Source organism: Streptomyces sp. NPDC018833, from assembly GCF_044390825.1.
GTDB lineage: Bacteria > Actinomycetota > Actinomycetes > Streptomycetales > Streptomycetaceae > Streptomyces.
Map to the genome: position 1 here is coordinate 398,573 of NZ_JBIRZM010000005.1, position 16,046 is coordinate 414,618.

Sequence of the window (16,046 nt, forward strand, 5' to 3'; positions counted from 1 at the left end):
ACATGAGGGAGCTGAACAGTGACAGGGACCGAGGCGGCAAGCGGCCTGGACGCCGGTACGTACGAGGTGCTGCGCGACCGTCTCGATGACCGGGCCGGCGAGCTGGCCCGCCGAGCGGACGCTCTCAACACCGAGCGCATCGCAGCCTTCGGCGCCATGGAACTCGCTCTCGCCGCCACCGACCACTTCCGTACGGAGCGCAACGTCGTATCCCGCGACATCGTCGCCATCGGCGACGTGCTCCTCGTCGGCTACGAGGCCGCCTCGGCGGACGACGTCTTCGCCCTCTACGACCGCGACCTGAACCGTCTCCCGGCCGACGCGGTGCCCGGTCTGCTCGACGACCCCGGCTTCGTCACCGAATTCGCCGCACTGCACCGCTACTTCAAGGACGCGCGGCTCCTGCGCCTGCGCCACGTGGACGGCAAGCTGCTGGCTGTTTTCCGGACCGGGGCCCAGGCCGAGGACATCCGTGTCCTGCGCTGGTCGCTCTCCCCGTCCGGCGCGGTGCGGTTCCTCGACGCACGCGGTGAGCGCGACCACGTCCTCCCCGCCGCGCACGACGTCTCCTGGAGCGCGACGACCCGGGACGATCACGTCCTCGGTCGGCACCCGCACATCACCGTCGCCGACGGCGCGGTCTTCGTCTCGACCGTCGGCGGCACGCTCACCGTGAAGACCGAGAACGACACGGAGACCGGCGAGGGCATCCACAGCGAGCCGGTCGACGAACCACTGCAGTCACTCGCCGACGCCGAGGTGGCGTACGCGGTCGTCGGCCCGCTGATCCTGCTGCGGGTGAGGCCCTACAAGGAGGACGCCTGGCGCCATCTGGTGTTCAACACGCTCACCAGGACCGTGGTCCGGCTGGACGGCATCGGCCGGTCCTGCCGCCGCCTGCCCGACGACCAGGGCATCGTCTTCCCCGGCGGCTACTGCCTGACCACCGGTACGGTCCGGACCTTCGACACGGACGTCTCCGGCATGGAGTTCGAGGCGGCCGTCCGCTCGCCCAACGGCGAGGACGTGCTGTACGTGTTCCACGCCTCCGCCGGCGGCCGTACCCTGCTGCTCCCGTACAACCTCATCCGCAAGGAGATCACCGCGCCGATCACGTGCCGCGGCTTCGGGCTCCTCGACGACGGCACGCTGACCGCGCTGCGCGTGGAGGCCGACGAAGCCACGCGCGTCCACACGGTCCAGGTGTGGTGCACGCCGTACGTCTCCGAGGCCCACGTGGCGGCCGCCCCGGCCGTCATCGGGCCACTGGGCCGGATCGGCAACGCCGACCTGGTCCGCGGCATCTCCGACTGCCTCGCCATCGCCCGGCAGGTCGCCGAGACCACCGCCACCAGCGAGATGTACGCATCGCTGGTCGCCGCCTGCACCCGGACGGCCGACCGCTTCCCCTGGCTGGGCGACGCGGACGCCTCAGACCTGCGCACCCCGCTGGAGGAACTGCGGGACACCGCCGAGCAGGTCCTGAGGGAGTTCGAGACCGTACAGACGCTCACCTCCCACGCCGCCCAGGCGCTCGACGAGTCCGCCGAGCGGATGCGGCGCCTGGCGCGGCGCGTCCACGGAGAGGCTCCGGCCACCGCCGGGGAGTGGATCGAGCGCATCACCCAACTGCGCAGCGCCCAGGGTCGCCTGGTGACCCTGAAGGAGATGCGGTACGCGGACACCGAGTCCGTCGACCTGCTCGCCCGGGAGGCCGAGGAGCACATCACCTCCACCGCGCAGCGGGCGGTGGCCTTCCTCCAGCGCGACGGCGCCTTCGCCGCCCAGCACGAGGAGGTGGAGCGGCTCACCGCCGAAGCCGAAGGGATCGCCACCGCCGCCGCGGCCGGTCACGTCACCGAGCGGCTCGACGCACAGGTCTTCGCCCTCCAGACCCTCACCGAGGTCGTCGCCGGCCTGGACATCGGCGACGCCACCGTGCGCACCACCATCCTGGAGCGGATCGCCGGCGTGCTCGGCGGCCTCAACCGCGCCCGCGCGACCCTGGCGGCCCGGCGCCGGGAACTCCTCGACCGCGAGGGCCGGGCCGAGTTCACGGCCGAGTTCGCGCTCCTCAACCAAGCAGTCACCGGAGCGCTGGCCGCGGCCGACACCCCCGAGGGCTGCGACGCGCAGCTCGCCCGGCTGCTGCTCCAGCTGGACAACCTGGAGTCGCGGTTCGCCGACCAGGAAGGCTTCCTCACCGAGATCGCCGACAAGCGTGCCGAGGTCCACGACGCCTTCGCAGGCCGCAAGCAGACGCTCCAGGACGCCCGCGCCCGGAGGGCGGAGCGCCTCGCCGAGTCGGCCGGCCGCGTCCTGGAGACGATCGCCCGCCGGGCAGCCGGCTTGGACAGCATCGACGCGGTCAACACCTACTTCGTCTCCGACCCCATGGCGGCCAAGGTCCGCCGCACCGCCGACGGCCTGCGCGAACTCGGCGACCAGGTGCGTGCCGAGGAGCTGGAGGGCAGGCTGAAGGCCGCCCGCCAGCAGGCACTGCGGGCACTGCGGGACCGTACTGAGCTGTACGCGGACGGCGGCGACACGATCCGGCTGGGCAGCCACCTCTTCGCCGTCAACTCCCAGGCTCCCGAAGTCACGCTGATACCACACTCGGACGGCAGTCTGGCGTTCGCGCTGACCGGCACCGACTACCGGCGCCCGGTAACCGACCCGGCTTTCGCGGATACCCGCCCCTACTGGGACCAGCCCCTGCCGTCCGAGAACGCCGGCGTCTACCGGGCGGAGTACCTGGCGGCGCGCCTGCTGAGCGAGCACGGCACCCAGGCACTGGCGTCCGCCGACCTGCCCGGGCTGGTCCGCGAGGCAGCCGCGGCCGCCTACGACGAGGGCTACGAGCGCGGCGTCCATGACCACGACGCGGCCGCCCTCCTCTCCGTACTGCTGAACCTGTACGAGCAGGCCGGGCTTCTGCGGTACCCGGCCGCCGACCGGGCCGCCGCCCAGCTGTTCTGGGCCCACGGGACGACACCCGGTCGGCGCGGGGCGTGGGCGCGGGCGGCCGTGTCGCTGGTGCGGGCGAGGGAGACGTTCGGGACGGCACCGGCATTGGAGGCGCTGCGCGACGAGTTGTCCGGCGCGGGCGAGTTGTCCGCGCTCGGGGCCGAGTACCTGGTCGAGGAGCTGGCGACAGGTGGGTCCTTCACGACCGGCCCGGCAGCGCGCATGCTGCTGGAGAAGTTCCACCGGACGGTCGGCTCATCGCCGTACGCCGAGGACGTCCCCCTCCTCCTCGCGGAGGGGGACACGGCCGCGGCGCAGCGGCTGGTGGAGGGCTGGCTCTCCTCGTACGCCGCGTCCTGCGGCGAGGACGTGGACGCCGGGGACCTCGCCGAGGCGGTGGCCATCGAGGTCTGCCAGGACCTGGCCCGCCATGAGGTGGACGCCTCCCTCACCGCCCGGGTGGAGGGCCTGCTCGGCGCCCACCCGAGGATCGAAGGGCGCGCCATGACCGTCCGCCTCGACGAGTTCCTGGCCAGGACCGGCGACTTCGCCCACCGGGTGGCGCCGGGCTTCCGCGCGTACCAGCAGCGCCGGACCGCCCTCGTCACCGCCGAGCGGGCCCGGCTCCGGCTGGACGAGTACCGGCCACGCGTCATGTCCTCGTTCGTACGGAGCCGGCTCGTCGACGAGGTGTACCTGCCGCTTGTCGGCGACAACCTCGCCAAGCAGATCGGCGCCGCCGGGGACGGCAAGCGGACCGACAACAGCGGACTGCTGCTGCTCCTCTCGCCACCCGGCTACGGCAAGACGACCCTCATGGAATACGTCGCCGACCGCCTCGGCCTGCTGCTGGTGAAGGTCGACGGACCGGCCCTCGGGCACGGCACCACCTCCCTCGACCCGGAGCAGGCGCCGAACGCCACAGCCCGCCAGGAAGTCGAGAAGATCAATTTCGCGCTGGCAGCCGGCAACAACGTGCTGCTGTACCTGGACGACATCCAGCACACCTCTCCCGAACTGCTGCAGAAGTTCATCCCCCTGTGCGACGCCACCCGCACCCTGAACGGCCACGACCTGCGCGGCAAGCGCTTCGCCGTCTGCATGGCCGGCAACCCCTACACCGAATCGGGGCAGCGCTTCCGCATCCCCGACATGCTCGCCAACCGCGCCGACGTGTGGAACCTCGGCGACGTACTGACCGGCAAGGAGGACGCCTTCGCCCTCAGCTTCATCGAGAACGCCCTCACCTCCCACCCGCTTCTCGCCCCACTCGCGGGACGGGAGCGCGCCGACCTGGAGCTGCTGCTCGGCCTGGCCACAGGAGATCCCGTGGCCCGCCGGGACAAGCTCACCCATCCCTACGCACCCGCCGAGCTCGACCGGATCCTCACCGTACTGCGCCACCTGCTGACCGCCCGTGAGACGGTCCTCACGGTCAACGAGGCGTACATCGCCTCCGCCGCCCGGGCCGACGCCAGCCGCACCGAACCGCCCTTCCAGCTCCAGGGCTCCTACCGCAACATGAACAAGATCGCCGCCCGGCTGTCACCGGCCATGAACGACGCCGAACTGGCCGCCGTGATCGACGACCACTACGCGGCCGAGGCCCAGACCCTCACCTCCGCCGCCGAGGCCAACCTGCTCAAGCTGGCCGCGCTGCGCGGCACACTCACCGGTGAACAGGCGGCACGCTGGGCCGACATCACGGCCGCCTACGTGCGCGCCCAGGCGCTGGGCGGCTCCGACGACAGCCTCGGCCGAGCGGTTGCGGCACTCGGCCTGCTCGCCGACCGGATAGCAGCCGTCGAGACGGCCATCACCCGGGCGACGGACCCGCGCCACCTGCTCAGCCGCCCACCCACCCCCCACGCCGCCCGCCCGGAAGGCGGCCCCATCCGGTGAAGCCGGGCTAGTGCTCGCGCGCCATCACGGCGTGCTTCACGCGGTCGCGCGTTGAGCCTTGCGGGTCCGGGGTGCGTCCATCTCGTGCCAGGACAAGGCGATGGACTTGGGTGCCGTCTGTGCTCATGTACAGCGACTCCATGCCGGCCAGGGTGCTGCTCAGAGCGAGGTACATCTGCCGTCGCCACCCGCACCATCGCCGACTGCGGCCGATCCGAGGCGGGCCGCCTCGGCGGCGCCTTCGCGGCCACCGGTGGCCAAGGGCGCGCGCCGCTCAGCCGCGCGCCGCCGCCGGGTCCCGCCGATGCACTGACGCCGAAGTCCCGGCGCCGCCCGCTCCCGTCATCGAAGTCCCGGCCCCGCCCGCTCCCGTCATCGAAGTCCTGGCCCCGCCCGCCTCCGGCGGGAAAGCCGCCCCCGCGCGGCGCTTCGCGATCACCGCGCACACCATCAGTTGCAGCTGGTGGAACAGCATCAGCGGCAGCACCGCCAGGCTCGCCTGCGCGCCGAACAGCACCGTCGCCATCGGCAGCCCGGCGGCCAGGCTCTTCTTCGAGCCCGCGAACTGGATCGCGATCCGGTCCGCCCTGCCGAAGCCCAGCCGCTTCGCGCCGAACCAGGTGAGCGTCAGCATCAGCGCGAGCAGCAGCGCCTCGACCGCGAGGAGGCCGCCGAGGCGCAGTGGGGTCACCTGGTGCCAGACCCCCGCGACCATGCCCTCGCTGAAGGCCGTGTAGACGACGAGCAGGATCGAACTGCGGTCCACGTAGCCGAGCAGCCGCTTGTGACGGGCGAGGAAGCCGCCCACCCAGCGGCGCAGCAACTGGCCCGCGACGAAGGGGACGAGCAGCTGCAGCACGATCCGCAGCAGCGAGTCGGCGGAGAGCCCGCCCGCGCCGCCGCCCAGCAGCAGGGCCGCCAGCAGCGGCGTGAGGACGATACCGGCGAGGCTGGAGAACGAGCCGGCGCAGATCGCCGCCGGGACGTTTCCGCGGGCGATCGAGGTGAAGGCGATCGACGACTGGATGGTGGAGGGCACCAGGCACAGGAACAGCAGTCCGTTCGCCAGCTCGGGCGTCAGCACCAGCGGCTGGAGCCCGCCCGCCGCGAGACCCAGCAGCGGAAAGACCACGAACGTCGCGGCGAGGACCGTCACATGGAGCCGCCAGTGCCGCAGCCCGTCGAGCGTCTCGCGGGTCGACAGCCGGGCCCCGTAGAGGAAGAAGAGCAGCGCCACCGCACCGGTGGACGCCCCGCCGGCCACGTCGGCCGCGGCGCCGGACGCAGGCAGCAAGGCCGCCAGCGCCACGGTGCCCAGCAGGGCGAGGATGTACGGGTCGATTCTCAGCCAGGACGGCAGGCGCAGGGTACGGCGGCGGTTCATGAGCTCCACTTGCTCTCGGATCAGGACGTGCCCTCATGGTCCTCCCGGGCGAGCCGATCGGGAATCCCGTACACCGCTCTGACTGTCATCGTGTTTCGTGATGAGTGGCTACGGTGGAGGCGTGTACGACCCGACCCAGCTGCGCACCTTCCTGGCCGTGGCGCAGACCCTGAGCTTCACGCACGCCGCACGCCGGCTGGGGCTGCGGCAGTCGACGGTGAGCCAGCACGTGCGGCGGCTGGAGGACGCGACCGGGCGGCCGCTGTTCAGCCGGGACACGCACAGTGTGGAGCTCACCGAGGACGGCGAGGCGATGCTCGGCTTCGCGCGGACGATCCTGCAGGCGCACGAGCGTGCCGCGGCGTACTTCACCGGCACGCGGCTGCGCGGCCGGCTGCGGTTCGGGGCCTCCGAGGACTTCGTGCTGACCCGGCTGCCGGAAATCCTGGAGTCGTTCCGCCGCGACCATCCCGAGGTCGACCTGGAGCTGACGGTGGAGCTCTCGGGGACGCTCCACAAGCGCCTGGAGGCCGGCCGACTCGACCTGGTGCTCGCCAAGCGGGGCCCGGGCGCCTCGCACGGGGAGCTGGTCTGGCGCGACCGCATGGTCTGGATCGCGGCCCGGGGTGTACGACCGGATCCGGAGCGGCCCCTCCCGCTGATTCTCTTCCCGCCGCCTGCGGTCACCCGCGCCCGCGCGCTCGACGTGCTGGAGCGCGAGGGCCGCGCCTGGCGGATCGTGTGCACGAGCGGCAGCCTCAGCGGCCTGGTGGCCGCGGCCCGCGCCGGGCTCGGCGTGATGGCGCACACCCGCGGGCTGATTCCGCCGGGCCTGGTGGCCGTGCCGGACCGGGCGGGGCTGCCGGACCTCGGCACGGTCGACTTCGTACTGCTCCAGGGCCGCCTGCGGCCCGCGGCACAGGAGGCGGCGTCGGCACTCGCCGACGCGTTGCTGGCGGCGGGCGACCGGCTGCACGGCCCGTCACCGCGGTGAGCCGGGCACGGCCGGGCCCACACGGCCCGTCACCGCGGTGAGCCGGGCACGGCCGGGCCCACGCGGGGACGCCTACAGGCCCTTGGACGGCCAGGCCCACGGGACCACGAGGCGGACACGACCAAGACCGGCGCGCGGACCAGCAGGCAGGCACGGGCCGAGCCGACCACATGACCCTCAGGCGGACACGACCAGGACCGGCGCACGGACCAGCAAGCAGGCACGGGCCGAGCCGACCACATGACCCTCAGGCGGACACGACCAGGACCGGCGCGCGGACCAGCAAGCAGGCACGGGCCGAGCCGACCACATGACCCTCAGGCGGACACGACCAGGACCGGCGCGCGGACCAGCAAGCGGGCACGGGTCGAGCCGGCCACATGGCCTTCAGGCGGGACGGCTAGGCCCACACGGGGACCTCCAGGCGGGCACGGCCGGGCCCACACGGGGGCCTACGGGCAGGCCGGACCTGCCGGCGGGGCGCGCCGGCCCACGCGCCGGATCCGGCATTCCCGAGACGCGCACGCGCAGGTACGGACCAACGCCCCGCCCGGTAGAGCGCCGGTGATCGCCGCGTACAGATTCGGTGGAGATTCCGCCCGCGGTACTTACTCCGAGGTCAGAATTCGCCTCGATCCACCTTTCCCCCCACTCGGCCGCCACCGCTGACCTGTACCGATGACCGCCCTGATCCGTTCCCGCGGCCCCTCCCGCCCGGCGTAACGGTGGGGTACGGTCACGGCGCTGTGCGGAGCGCCACAAGGAGCAGCCATTGCGCGAGTTCACTGTCCCACCCATGGCCGCGGCGCCTCAGGTCGGCGGACTGGCGGACGCCGTCTTCGACCACGCCCTCGACGATCCGGGTCGTGTCGCGCTCGCCCGCAAGGACGGACAGGACGACTGGCAGAACGTCACGTCGGCGCAGTTCCGCGACGAGGTGCTGGCGCTGGCCAAGGGACTGCTCGCGCACGGCGTCCGCTTCGGCGATCGGGTCGCGATCATGTGCCGCACCCGCTATGAGTGGACCCTGTTCGACTTCGCGCTGTGGACGGTCGGCGCGCACTCGGTGCCCGTGTATCCCACGTCCTCCGCCGAGCAGGTCTACTGGATGCTGCACGACTCCGGGGTCTCGGCCTGCATGGTGGAGCACGGGGACCACGCGATGACCGTCGGATCGGTGGTCGACCGGCTGCCGCAGCTGAAGCGGCTCTGGCAGCTGGATGCCGGCGCCATGTTCCAGTTGTTCGAGGCAGGGGCCCACATCGACGACGAGGTGGTGCACCGCCACCGGCGGGCCGTCACCCCCGACTCGATCGCGACGATCATCTACACCTCGGGCACGACCGGCCGCCCCAAGGGCTGTGTCATCACACACTCCAATCTCATGTTCGAGGCCGACACCATGATCGGCCGCTGGGAGCCGGTGTTCCACTCCCGGCCGGGCGACGAGCCGGCGACGCTGCTGTTCCTGCCGCTGTCCCACGTCTTCGGCCGCATGGTCGAGGTCGCCGCCATCCGCGGCCGCGTCAAACTCGGTCATCAGCCGGTGCTCCAGGCGACCGCCCTGCTGCCCGATCTGGCCACACTCCGGCCGACGTTCATCCTCGCCGTCCCCTACATCTTCGAGAAGGTCTTCAACGCGGCCCGCCGCAAGGCCGAGGCCGAGGGCCGCGTGGGGGCGTTCGACAAGGCCGTCGAGGTGGCCGTGAGGTACGCGGAGGCCCTGGAGCACCGGGCGTTCGGTCTGGGGCCAGGCCCTTCGGCCGGCCTGCGCGTCCAGCACCAACTGTTCGAGAAGCTCGTGTACGCCAAGGTGCGCGGCGCGATGGGCGGCCGGGTGCGCCATGCCATGTCCGGCGGTTCGGGCATGGACCGCCGCCTCGGGCTCTTCTTCGCCGGTGCGGGCGTCACGATCTACGAGGGATACGGGCTGACCGAGTCGACGGCCGCGGCCACCGCCAACCCTCCCGAGCGCACCCGTTACGGCACGGTCGGCCAGCCGATCCCCGGCACCACCGTGCACATCGCGGAGGACGGCGAGGTGTGGCTGCACGGCGGTCACGTCTTCTCCGGCTACCTGAACGACCCCGAGGCCACCGACGCCGTGCTCCAGGACGGGTGGCTGGCGACGGGTGACCTCGGTGCGCTCGACGAGGACGGCTATCTCACGATCACCGGCCGCAAGAAGGAGATCCTGGTGACGTCGAACGGCAAGAGCGTCTCGCCCGCCGCCCTGGAGGAACGGGTGCGGGCCCATCCCCTGGTGGCCCAGTGCATCGTCGTCGGAAACGACCGCCCGTACATCGCCGCCCTCGTCACCGTCGACCCGGAAGCCGTCGACCACTGGCTGACGATCCAGGGCAGGGCACCGCTGACGCCGGCGGAACTGGTGCGCGACCCGGATCTGGAGATGGAGATCCGGCGGGCGGTCGTGGCCGCCAACACCCTGGTGTCGAAGGCTGAATCGATCCGCACGTTCCGGATACTCGCCCATCCCTTCAGCGAGGAGCACGGTCTGCTGACCCCGTCCCTGAAGCTGAAGCGGAAGGCGATCGAGAAGGCCTACGCGGTCGAGGTCGACGCCCTGTACCGGTGAGGTCCGCGCCTGGTCAGGGTCGGGCGCGGGCGCGGTGGACGTACGGGGCCCGGACCGGTTCGCGTGAGCGGTCGACCAGGTCGCGGACGAGCGCTTGGTCCGGGGAGCGGGAGCACGCCGGGTCCGTACGGGTGGCGTCCCCGGTGAGGGCGTACGCCTGGCAGCGGCAGCCGCCGAAGTGCCGGGTACGCAGCTCGCAACTGCGGCACGGCTCCCGCATCCAGGCGTGGCCGCGGTAGCGCCCGAACGCCGGCGACTCGTACCAGATCCACTCCAGGGAGTGCTGCCGCACGGAGGGCGGGTCGAGACCGGGCAGGGTGGCCGCGGCCGGGCACGGCAGGACCGTGCCGTCGGGAGCGACGGTGAGGGAGACGGCACCCCAGCCGCCCATGCACGGCTTGGCGATCGAGTCGACATGGTTCGGGTACGACCCAGACCAGCTCCATACGGCCGACCAGGCGCTCGCGCCACCGCTCCACCCGCACGCGGGCGTCGGCGATCTGTTCCCGGCCCGGCAGGAGGGCGTCCCGATTGCGCAACGCCCAGCCGTAGAACTGGGTGTTGGCGAGCTCAATGCGCTCGGCACCCCACGCGAGGGCGAGTTCCACGAGATCGTCGAGGGCGTCCAGATTGCCCCGGTGCAGGACGACGTTGACGCCCAGCGGCAGCTCCGCCTCCCGTACGAGCCGGGCGGCGCGCTCCTTCGCGGTGAGCGCCCGGGCACCGGCGATGCGCATGGCGCACGCGCGACGTCGCCGCGGCGCGTACAGCAGGGTGCGGCCCGTGGCCCGCTCGTGCAGACGCAGGGCGACGGCCCAGGTGGGTGCGTCGGGTCCGGTCCCGGCCGCGTACCGCGGGCGCTTGGCCGCGACGGGCACGGCCGACACGTCGACGGTGGCTCCGGCGGCGAGCGGGACGGCTTCGGGGCCGAGTTCGCGCCAGGTGACACGGGTGTAGGGAGCGAGGGTCTCGCCGATGCGCAGGCGGCCGAGGAGCGCGCCGCGGACGGGCTCGGTGGCGAGGACGTCGAACCCGTCGGCCTCGCGGAGCCGGGCGAGGCCGAGGGTGTGGTCGAGTTCGGCGTCGGTGAGGACGACGCCGGCGACGGGCGAGTCGCGCGCGCCCGGACCAGGGTGCAGATGGGGGCATCGCTCGATCTGTTCGCCGATGTCGGGGGTGGCGCCCACGAGGTACCAGCGGCGCTCGTCGGCGCGCACGGCGAGCGAGGCGTGCAGCCGGCGGCGGCGCGGGTGTGCGCGGGCCCCGGCGCAGCCGGGACACGCGCAGTTCCACTGGGGCAGTCCGCCGCCGGCCGCGGTGCCGAGCACCTGCAGCAGCATGGCGGCGGCCGCTAGCGGTCGGCGAGGGCGTAGGCGGTGACCTCCAGCGCGGTCTCGACGACCGTGAAGTCCGGTGACTGCCAGACGGCCGTCGGCGGCGCGCTTTCGGGCACGGGCAAGTCGTGGGCGGACGGCGGGAGATGGTCCCGGGACGTGTGGGGTGTGCGGGGCATGACCGGAGTGAGGGGCATGACCGTACCTGACTTCCTGAGATGGGGGGTCAGGAGTGCCGTGCGACGCGCACGGGCGTGGGCCGCCCTAGCCGGACGCCGTTCATGTCGATGTCCGGCGTTCAGGCATCTGCCACAGGGTCCCGCCTTGACGAGCCGCGTTCAATGGCGCCGACCGACTGCGCCTGGAGCCGCGGGGCGGGACGCCGGGTGCCGCGACGGGAATCGTCCGCGCATGTGATCGTTGACCATGGGAGTACCAACCGACGACGTAAGGATCGACCGCTCGTGAGCAAGGTCCCCTCCATCACGCTCAACAACGGTGTCGCCATGCCGCAGCTCGGCTTCGGTGTCTGGCAGGTGCCCGACGACGAGGCGGCGCGGGCCGTCACCACGGCCCTGGAGGCCGGCTACCGCAGCATCGACACCGCCGCGGCCTACGAGAACGAGGCGGGCACGGGCAGGGCCGTCACCTCCTCCGGCATCGCCCGCGAGGAGCTGTTCGTCACCACCAAGCTGTGGAACAGCCGGCAGGGATACGACACGACGCTGCGCGCGTTCGACGCGTCCCTGGACAGGCTCGGCCTCGACTACGTCGACCTGTACCTGATCCACTGGCCGCTGCCCGCGAAGGACGCCTACGTGGACACCTACCGTGCCTTCGAGAAGATCTACGAGGAGGGCCGTGCCAAGGCCATCGGCGTCTCCAACTTCCTTCCCGAGCACCTGGAGCGGCTGATCGGCGAGACCTCGGTCGTCCCGGCCGTCAACCAGATCGAACTGCACCCACAGCTGCAGCAGTCGGCCACCCGCGAGACGCACGCCCGGCACGGCATCGCGACCGAGGCATGGTCCCCGCTCGGGCAGGGCAGGGGCCTGCTGGAGGTGCCGACGGTCGTCGCGATCGCCCGGAAGCACGGCCGCACCCCCGCCCAGGTCGTGCTGCGCTGGCACCTCCAGCTCGGCAACGTCGTGATCCCCAAGTCCGTGACGCCGTCCCGGATCCAGGAGAACATCGACGTGTTCGACTTCGAGCTGGACGCCGACGACCTGGCCGCCTTCGCCGCACTCGACGAGGGCAGGCGGCTCGGCCCGGACCCGGCGCAGTTCAACATGGCCTGAGACACTCACCGTTCGGCTCGGACGGTACGGCGCAGGCGCGCGTACGCGGCTGCGCCGTCGTCGTGTCGGGACGCGGGAACGGATCGTCGAGCAGCAGCACGGCGGAAGGGGCGGCATCCGGAAGTGGGACACCAACCCGGTCATGAGTGGGGGCGGTTGGAGCCCGCCGGGCGATGAACAGGTCCCGGTCAGGGGCCGGTGGTCCGGACCTCGGTGCGGTGCTCCTGCGGACTGATGCCGCGTACGCGTTTGAACGCCGCACTCAGGGCGAACGACCCGCTGTAGCCCACTTTCCGGGCGATGGACTCCACGGTCGCGTCGCCGTCGCGCAGCAGATCCGCCGCCAGTGCGAGCCGCCAGCCGGTGAGGTAGGCCATGGGAGGCTCGCCCACGAGGTCCGTGAACCGCCGGGCGAGGCCCGCCCGGGACAGCCCGCACCCGGCCGCGAGCGAGGCCACGGTCCACGGGCGGGCGGGGTCGTCCTGCATCAGCCGCAGCGCCCGGCCGACGACCGGGTCTGCCATCGCCCGGTACCAGGCCGGCGTCTCGGCGTCAGGCCGTGAGAACCACGCGCGCAGCACCGCGATCAGCAGCAGGTCCAGCACTCGGTCCAGGACGACACTGTGGCCGGGGTCGTCCCGTGCGATCTCGTCGGCGAGAACGTCTGTCAGCGGGCAGTTCCACGCCTCGGCCGGCAGCCTCAGCAACGGTGGCAGGGCGTCCAGCAGTCGGCCGCTGACCTCGCCCCGCATCTGGTACGTGCCGATGAGCACGGTCGTGTCGCCGTCCGGCGCGTTCCCCCAGGTGCGGACGCCCAGATCCATGGACCGGGCCAGCGGCTCCCCCCGCAGGGTGTGGCAGGTCCCGCCCGGCCCGATCCTGGCCTGCGGCTCGGCACCGGGCTCGTGCGAGACCGTGTAGGGCTCAGGGCCGCGTGCAACCGCCACGTCACCGGGCCGCAGCCGTACGGGAGCGCCGGAGGCGGGAGCGATCCACGCCTCGCCCTCGGTGACGCACATCAGGCACAGCGGTGCCCGGTCCTCGACATGTACGGACCAGGGCGGTGCCATCACCATGCGGAGCAAGAAGGCCCCCTTGGCCCGCGGCCCGTCCAGCAGTCCGGCGAGAGCGTCCATGTCGCACAGCGTAGACGGACGCGTATGCGGTTGAGCCTTTGACGCATGGAGAGTCCAGCCGCGGGCCGCGAGTGTGGAGGCATCGCAGCGAAACGACGACGAAGGGAAATGGACATGACGACCATCGGCACGGTGCTGGTGACGGCGGCGACGGGCAAGACGGGCCGGCGGGTGGCGCAACGCCTCGCAACCGGCAGTGCGGACGTACGCGCCGGGTCGCGCGGCGGCGCTGTCCGCTTCGACTGGGAGGACGAGTCGACGTGGGAGCCGGCGCTGCGGGGCGCGGACGCGGCGTACGTGAACTACTTCCCCGACCTCGCCGCGCCCGCGGCCCCGCAGGCCCTGCGGACCTTCGGCCGGCTCGCTGCCGGGGCCGGGGTACGGCGGCTGGTGCTGCTGTCCGGTCGCGGCGAGCCGGAGGCGGTGGTCGCGGAGGGCGCGTTGCGTGAGTCGGGGGTGGACCTGACGGTGGTGCGGGCCGCCTTCTTCGCGCAGAACTTCAGCGAGGGCAGCTTCCACGAGGACGTGCGGGCAGGGGAGTTCGCCTTCCCGGCGGGCACGACGGCGGAGCCGTTCGTCGACGCAGACGACCTGGCGGACGTGGTGGTGGCTGCGCTGACCGAACCGGGTCACAGCGGCATGGTCCACGAACTGACCGGTCCCCGGCCGGTCACCTTCGCCGAGGCCGCACGCGAGATCGGCCGGGCGACGGGACGTGAGGTGCGGTACGTGCCGGTGGAGGCGGGACAGTACGCGCGCATACTCGAGGGACACGGCCTTCCCGCGCCGGCGGCCGGGTGGCTCGCGGACCTGTTCGCGAGCCTACTGGACGGCCACAACGCGACGGTGACGGACGACGTGGAAAGGATCCTGGGCCGCGCCCCGAAGGACTTCACCGAGTGGGTGAAGGAGACGGCGGCATCGGGCACGTGGGACGCGTGACGCGCGCCGGGGGTGGCACTGGCACCCGCCGCCGTCGGCGGTGGGCCCGCCGCGCGACGACCGGCGCTGCGGTACCGCAGCGTCCGGGCTGCCAGGAGCGGGGCCCGTGAGCCGCAGTTCGCAGGCCGTGGTGCGCCCCGTACGGACGTGCCGGGGCCGCGCCGGTCCCGACGACGTGGCGGTACGTGCCTGCCCTAGCGCTGGCCCTGGCGCCGGTCGGGCGGAAGGCCCAGTGTGTGGGAACTGCCGCCCGTCGCGCACGAACGCGACGCGTGGGTGCGCCACATGCTCGCACCGGACCGTGCGGACGTGGACGCCTACCTGGCCGACTCGCTCCCCGACGATGACGGGAGACCTCATGTGAGGGCACGGCCGGAGTGTCAGATCTCCTTGCGGAAGGCGAAAGGGCGTAGCAGGGGTCCGGCCACCGCCGGTCCTGATCCGGCAACCGGCCGAGCGCGGCGGCCAGTTGCCGAGCGGTGGCACCGTCGTCCGAGTCGGTGAACCAGGAGGCGAACCGCCCCGCCGTCAAGGCGTCCGCCGCCGAACGCGGCGTGCGACCCTGGCCGTGGCCCGTGAAGCGGGCTCGGCCGGCGAGGCGCAGACCGCCGGCGGCGGCCTACCGCTCGATCAGGCCGGCACGGTCGGACGCGCGGGCGAAGGACCGGTGCGGGCGCAGGACGGCGTCGATGTCGCTGCCCACGTCGTGCCCGGCATCCTTGTCGACGGTGGCGCCGAACACCCCGCCGGGCCGCAGCGCCCGCGCCGCCTCGGCGACGACCTCGGCCGGGTCCGGCACCAGGTGCAGCAGCCACACGGCGCTCACCGCGTCGACCGCCGCGTCCCGCACCGGCAGCCGCCGTACGTCGCCGAGCGCGATGACGCCACCGATGCGCTCGACGGCCTTGCGCGCCATGCCGGGTGAGGCGTCGCAGCCGAGTACGCGCAGGCCAGGGCGGGGCAGGCGTTCGGTCACCAGGCCGGTGCCGCAGCCGATGTCCAGCAGGATGCGCGCGGTCGGCGGTATCAGCCTGCGGACGGCGGCAGCGGCGGCCTCCGCGCGCGGGACACCGCCGCGGGTGGCGTCGTAGTGGGCCGCTTCACGGTCGTAGTCGAGCATGGCCTGAGCATGCCAGGGGCGTCAGTTCGCGCCGTGCCCCGGGGCGATCTCCTCGACCCGCTCGGCGAGGGCGAAGTCCCGTTCGGTGAGGGCGTTCACGTCGTGGGAGTGCACGGTCAGCGCGAGGGTGTTGTAGCCGAGGGCGAGGACGGAGTGGTGGTTCAGCTCCTCCTGGATCTGCGCGATGTGCACGACCATGGCGGTCGCGGCGAAGTGCGAGGCGAGGCGGTAGGAGCGGGCGATGCGCCCGTCGTCGAGCGACCATCCGGGAAGTTCCCGCAGCCGGTCCTCGATCTCCTTCTGCGACAGTGGCTCGGTGGGCATGACCGGGGATCCTTCCGGGAGGGGACGGCGGACGGGGCACCGTGAAGAC

At 72.6% G+C, this 16,046-nt stretch carries 9 protein-coding genes and 2 pseudogenes; 5 read left to right on the top strand and 6 right to left on the bottom strand.

What is annotated here, in order from left to right; genetic code table 11:
• Nucleotides 1-18 precede the first annotated feature (18 nt).
• Nucleotides 19-4,869, top strand: a complete 4,851-nt coding sequence (locus tag ACH5AF_RS13875; RefSeq protein WP_398901830.1) for a DNA repair ATPase — start codon at nt 19-21, stop codon at nt 4,867-4,869.
• Nucleotides 4,870-5,143: 274 nt separating this feature from the next.
• Here ACH5AF_RS13875 and ACH5AF_RS13880 read toward each other — a convergent pair whose 3' ends face one another.
• The gene (locus tag ACH5AF_RS13880) at nt 5,144-6,253 is read right to left on the bottom strand and encodes a bile acid:sodium symporter family protein (RefSeq protein WP_398901831.1); all 1,110 of its coding nucleotides are present in this window, start codon (nt 6,251-6,253) and stop codon (nt 5,144-5,146) included.
• Nucleotides 6,254-6,374: 121 nt separating this feature from the next.
• Here ACH5AF_RS13880 and ACH5AF_RS13885 point away from each other — a divergent pair, with 121 nt between their 5' ends.
• Both ACH5AF_RS13885 and ACH5AF_RS13890 read left to right on the top strand, forming a co-directional pair.
• Nucleotides 6,375-7,247 (top strand): LysR family transcriptional regulator, encoded by an 873-nt coding sequence (locus ACH5AF_RS13885; RefSeq protein ID WP_398901832.1) that lies wholly within the window; start codon nt 6,375-6,377, stop codon nt 7,245-7,247.
• A 796-nt stretch (nt 7,248-8,043) separates the two neighbouring features.
• On the top strand, nt 8,044-9,843 hold the full coding sequence (locus ACH5AF_RS13890; protein ID WP_398901918.1) for an AMP-dependent synthetase/ligase: 1,800 nt from the start codon (nt 8,044-8,046) through the stop codon (nt 9,841-9,843).
• Nucleotides 9,844-9,856: 13 nt separating this feature from the next.
• On the opposite strand, the pseudogene ACH5AF_RS13895 reads toward ACH5AF_RS13890, so the two are convergent.
• Together ACH5AF_RS13895 and pqqA are read right to left on the bottom strand one after the other, a co-directional pair.
• Nucleotides 9,857-11,183 (bottom strand): annotated as a pseudogene (locus ACH5AF_RS13895) (MBL fold metallo-hydrolase).
• A gap of 11 nt (nt 11,184-11,194) precedes the next feature.
• Entirely contained in the window at nt 11,195-11,356 is a 162-nt protein-coding gene (gene pqqA, locus ACH5AF_RS13900; protein ID WP_398901833.1) for a pyrroloquinoline quinone precursor peptide PqqA, read from the bottom strand.
• Between the two features lie 285 nt (nt 11,357-11,641).
• Here pqqA and ACH5AF_RS13905 point away from each other — a divergent pair, with 285 nt between their 5' ends.
• Nucleotides 11,642-12,475 carry an aldo/keto reductase gene (locus ACH5AF_RS13905; protein ID WP_398901834.1) on the top strand — a complete coding sequence of 278 codons (834 nt, stop codon included), beginning with the start codon at nt 11,642-11,644 and terminating at the stop codon, nt 12,473-12,475.
• Nucleotides 12,476-12,663: 188 nt separating this feature from the next.
• On the opposite strand, the gene ACH5AF_RS13910 is transcribed toward ACH5AF_RS13905, so the two are convergent.
• Entirely contained in the window at nt 12,664-13,611 is a 948-nt protein-coding gene (locus ACH5AF_RS13910) for an AraC family transcriptional regulator (RefSeq protein ID WP_398901835.1), read from the bottom strand.
• Nucleotides 13,612-13,725: 114 nt separating this feature from the next.
• On the opposite strand from ACH5AF_RS13910, the gene ACH5AF_RS13915 reads away from it, so the two are divergent.
• Entirely contained in the window at nt 13,726-14,553 is an 828-nt protein-coding gene (locus tag ACH5AF_RS13915) for an NmrA family NAD(P)-binding protein (RefSeq protein WP_398901836.1), read from the top strand.
• A gap of 403 nt (nt 14,554-14,956) precedes the next feature.
• On the opposite strand, the pseudogene ACH5AF_RS13920 reads toward ACH5AF_RS13915, so the two are convergent.
• Together ACH5AF_RS13920 and ACH5AF_RS13925 are read right to left on the bottom strand one after the other, a co-directional pair.
• Nucleotides 14,957-15,673, bottom strand: a pseudogene (locus ACH5AF_RS13920) (class I SAM-dependent methyltransferase); the annotation flags it as partial.
• A gap of 21 nt (nt 15,674-15,694) precedes the next feature.
• Nucleotides 15,695-15,997, bottom strand: a complete 303-nt coding sequence (locus tag ACH5AF_RS13925; protein WP_215176997.1) for a 4a-hydroxytetrahydrobiopterin dehydratase — start codon at nt 15,995-15,997, stop codon at nt 15,695-15,697.
• Nucleotides 15,998-16,046: the final 49 nt, after the last annotated feature.

Excerpts from the sequence above, each read along its gene's own strand:
- ACH5AF_RS13890 (WP_398901918.1), top strand. The coding sequence starts at position 8,044 with ATGGCCGCGGCGCCTCAGGTCGGCGGACTGGCGGACGCCGTCTTCGAC.
- ACH5AF_RS13925 (WP_215176997.1), bottom strand. The coding sequence starts at position 15,997 with ATGCCCACCGAGCCACTGTCGCAGAAGGAGATCGAGGACCGGCTGCGG.
- pqqA (WP_398901833.1), bottom strand. The coding sequence starts at position 11,356 with ATGCCCCGCACACCCCACACGTCCCGGGACCATCTCCCGCCGTCCGCC.
- ACH5AF_RS13910 (WP_398901835.1), bottom strand. The coding sequence starts at position 13,611 with ATGGACGCTCTCGCCGGACTGCTGGACGGGCCGCGGGCCAAGGGGGCC.
- ACH5AF_RS13880 (WP_398901831.1), bottom strand. The coding sequence starts at position 6,253 with ATGAACCGCCGCCGTACCCTGCGCCTGCCGTCCTGGCTGAGAATCGAC.
- ACH5AF_RS13915 (WP_398901836.1), top strand. The coding sequence starts at position 13,726 with ATGACGACCATCGGCACGGTGCTGGTGACGGCGGCGACGGGCAAGACG.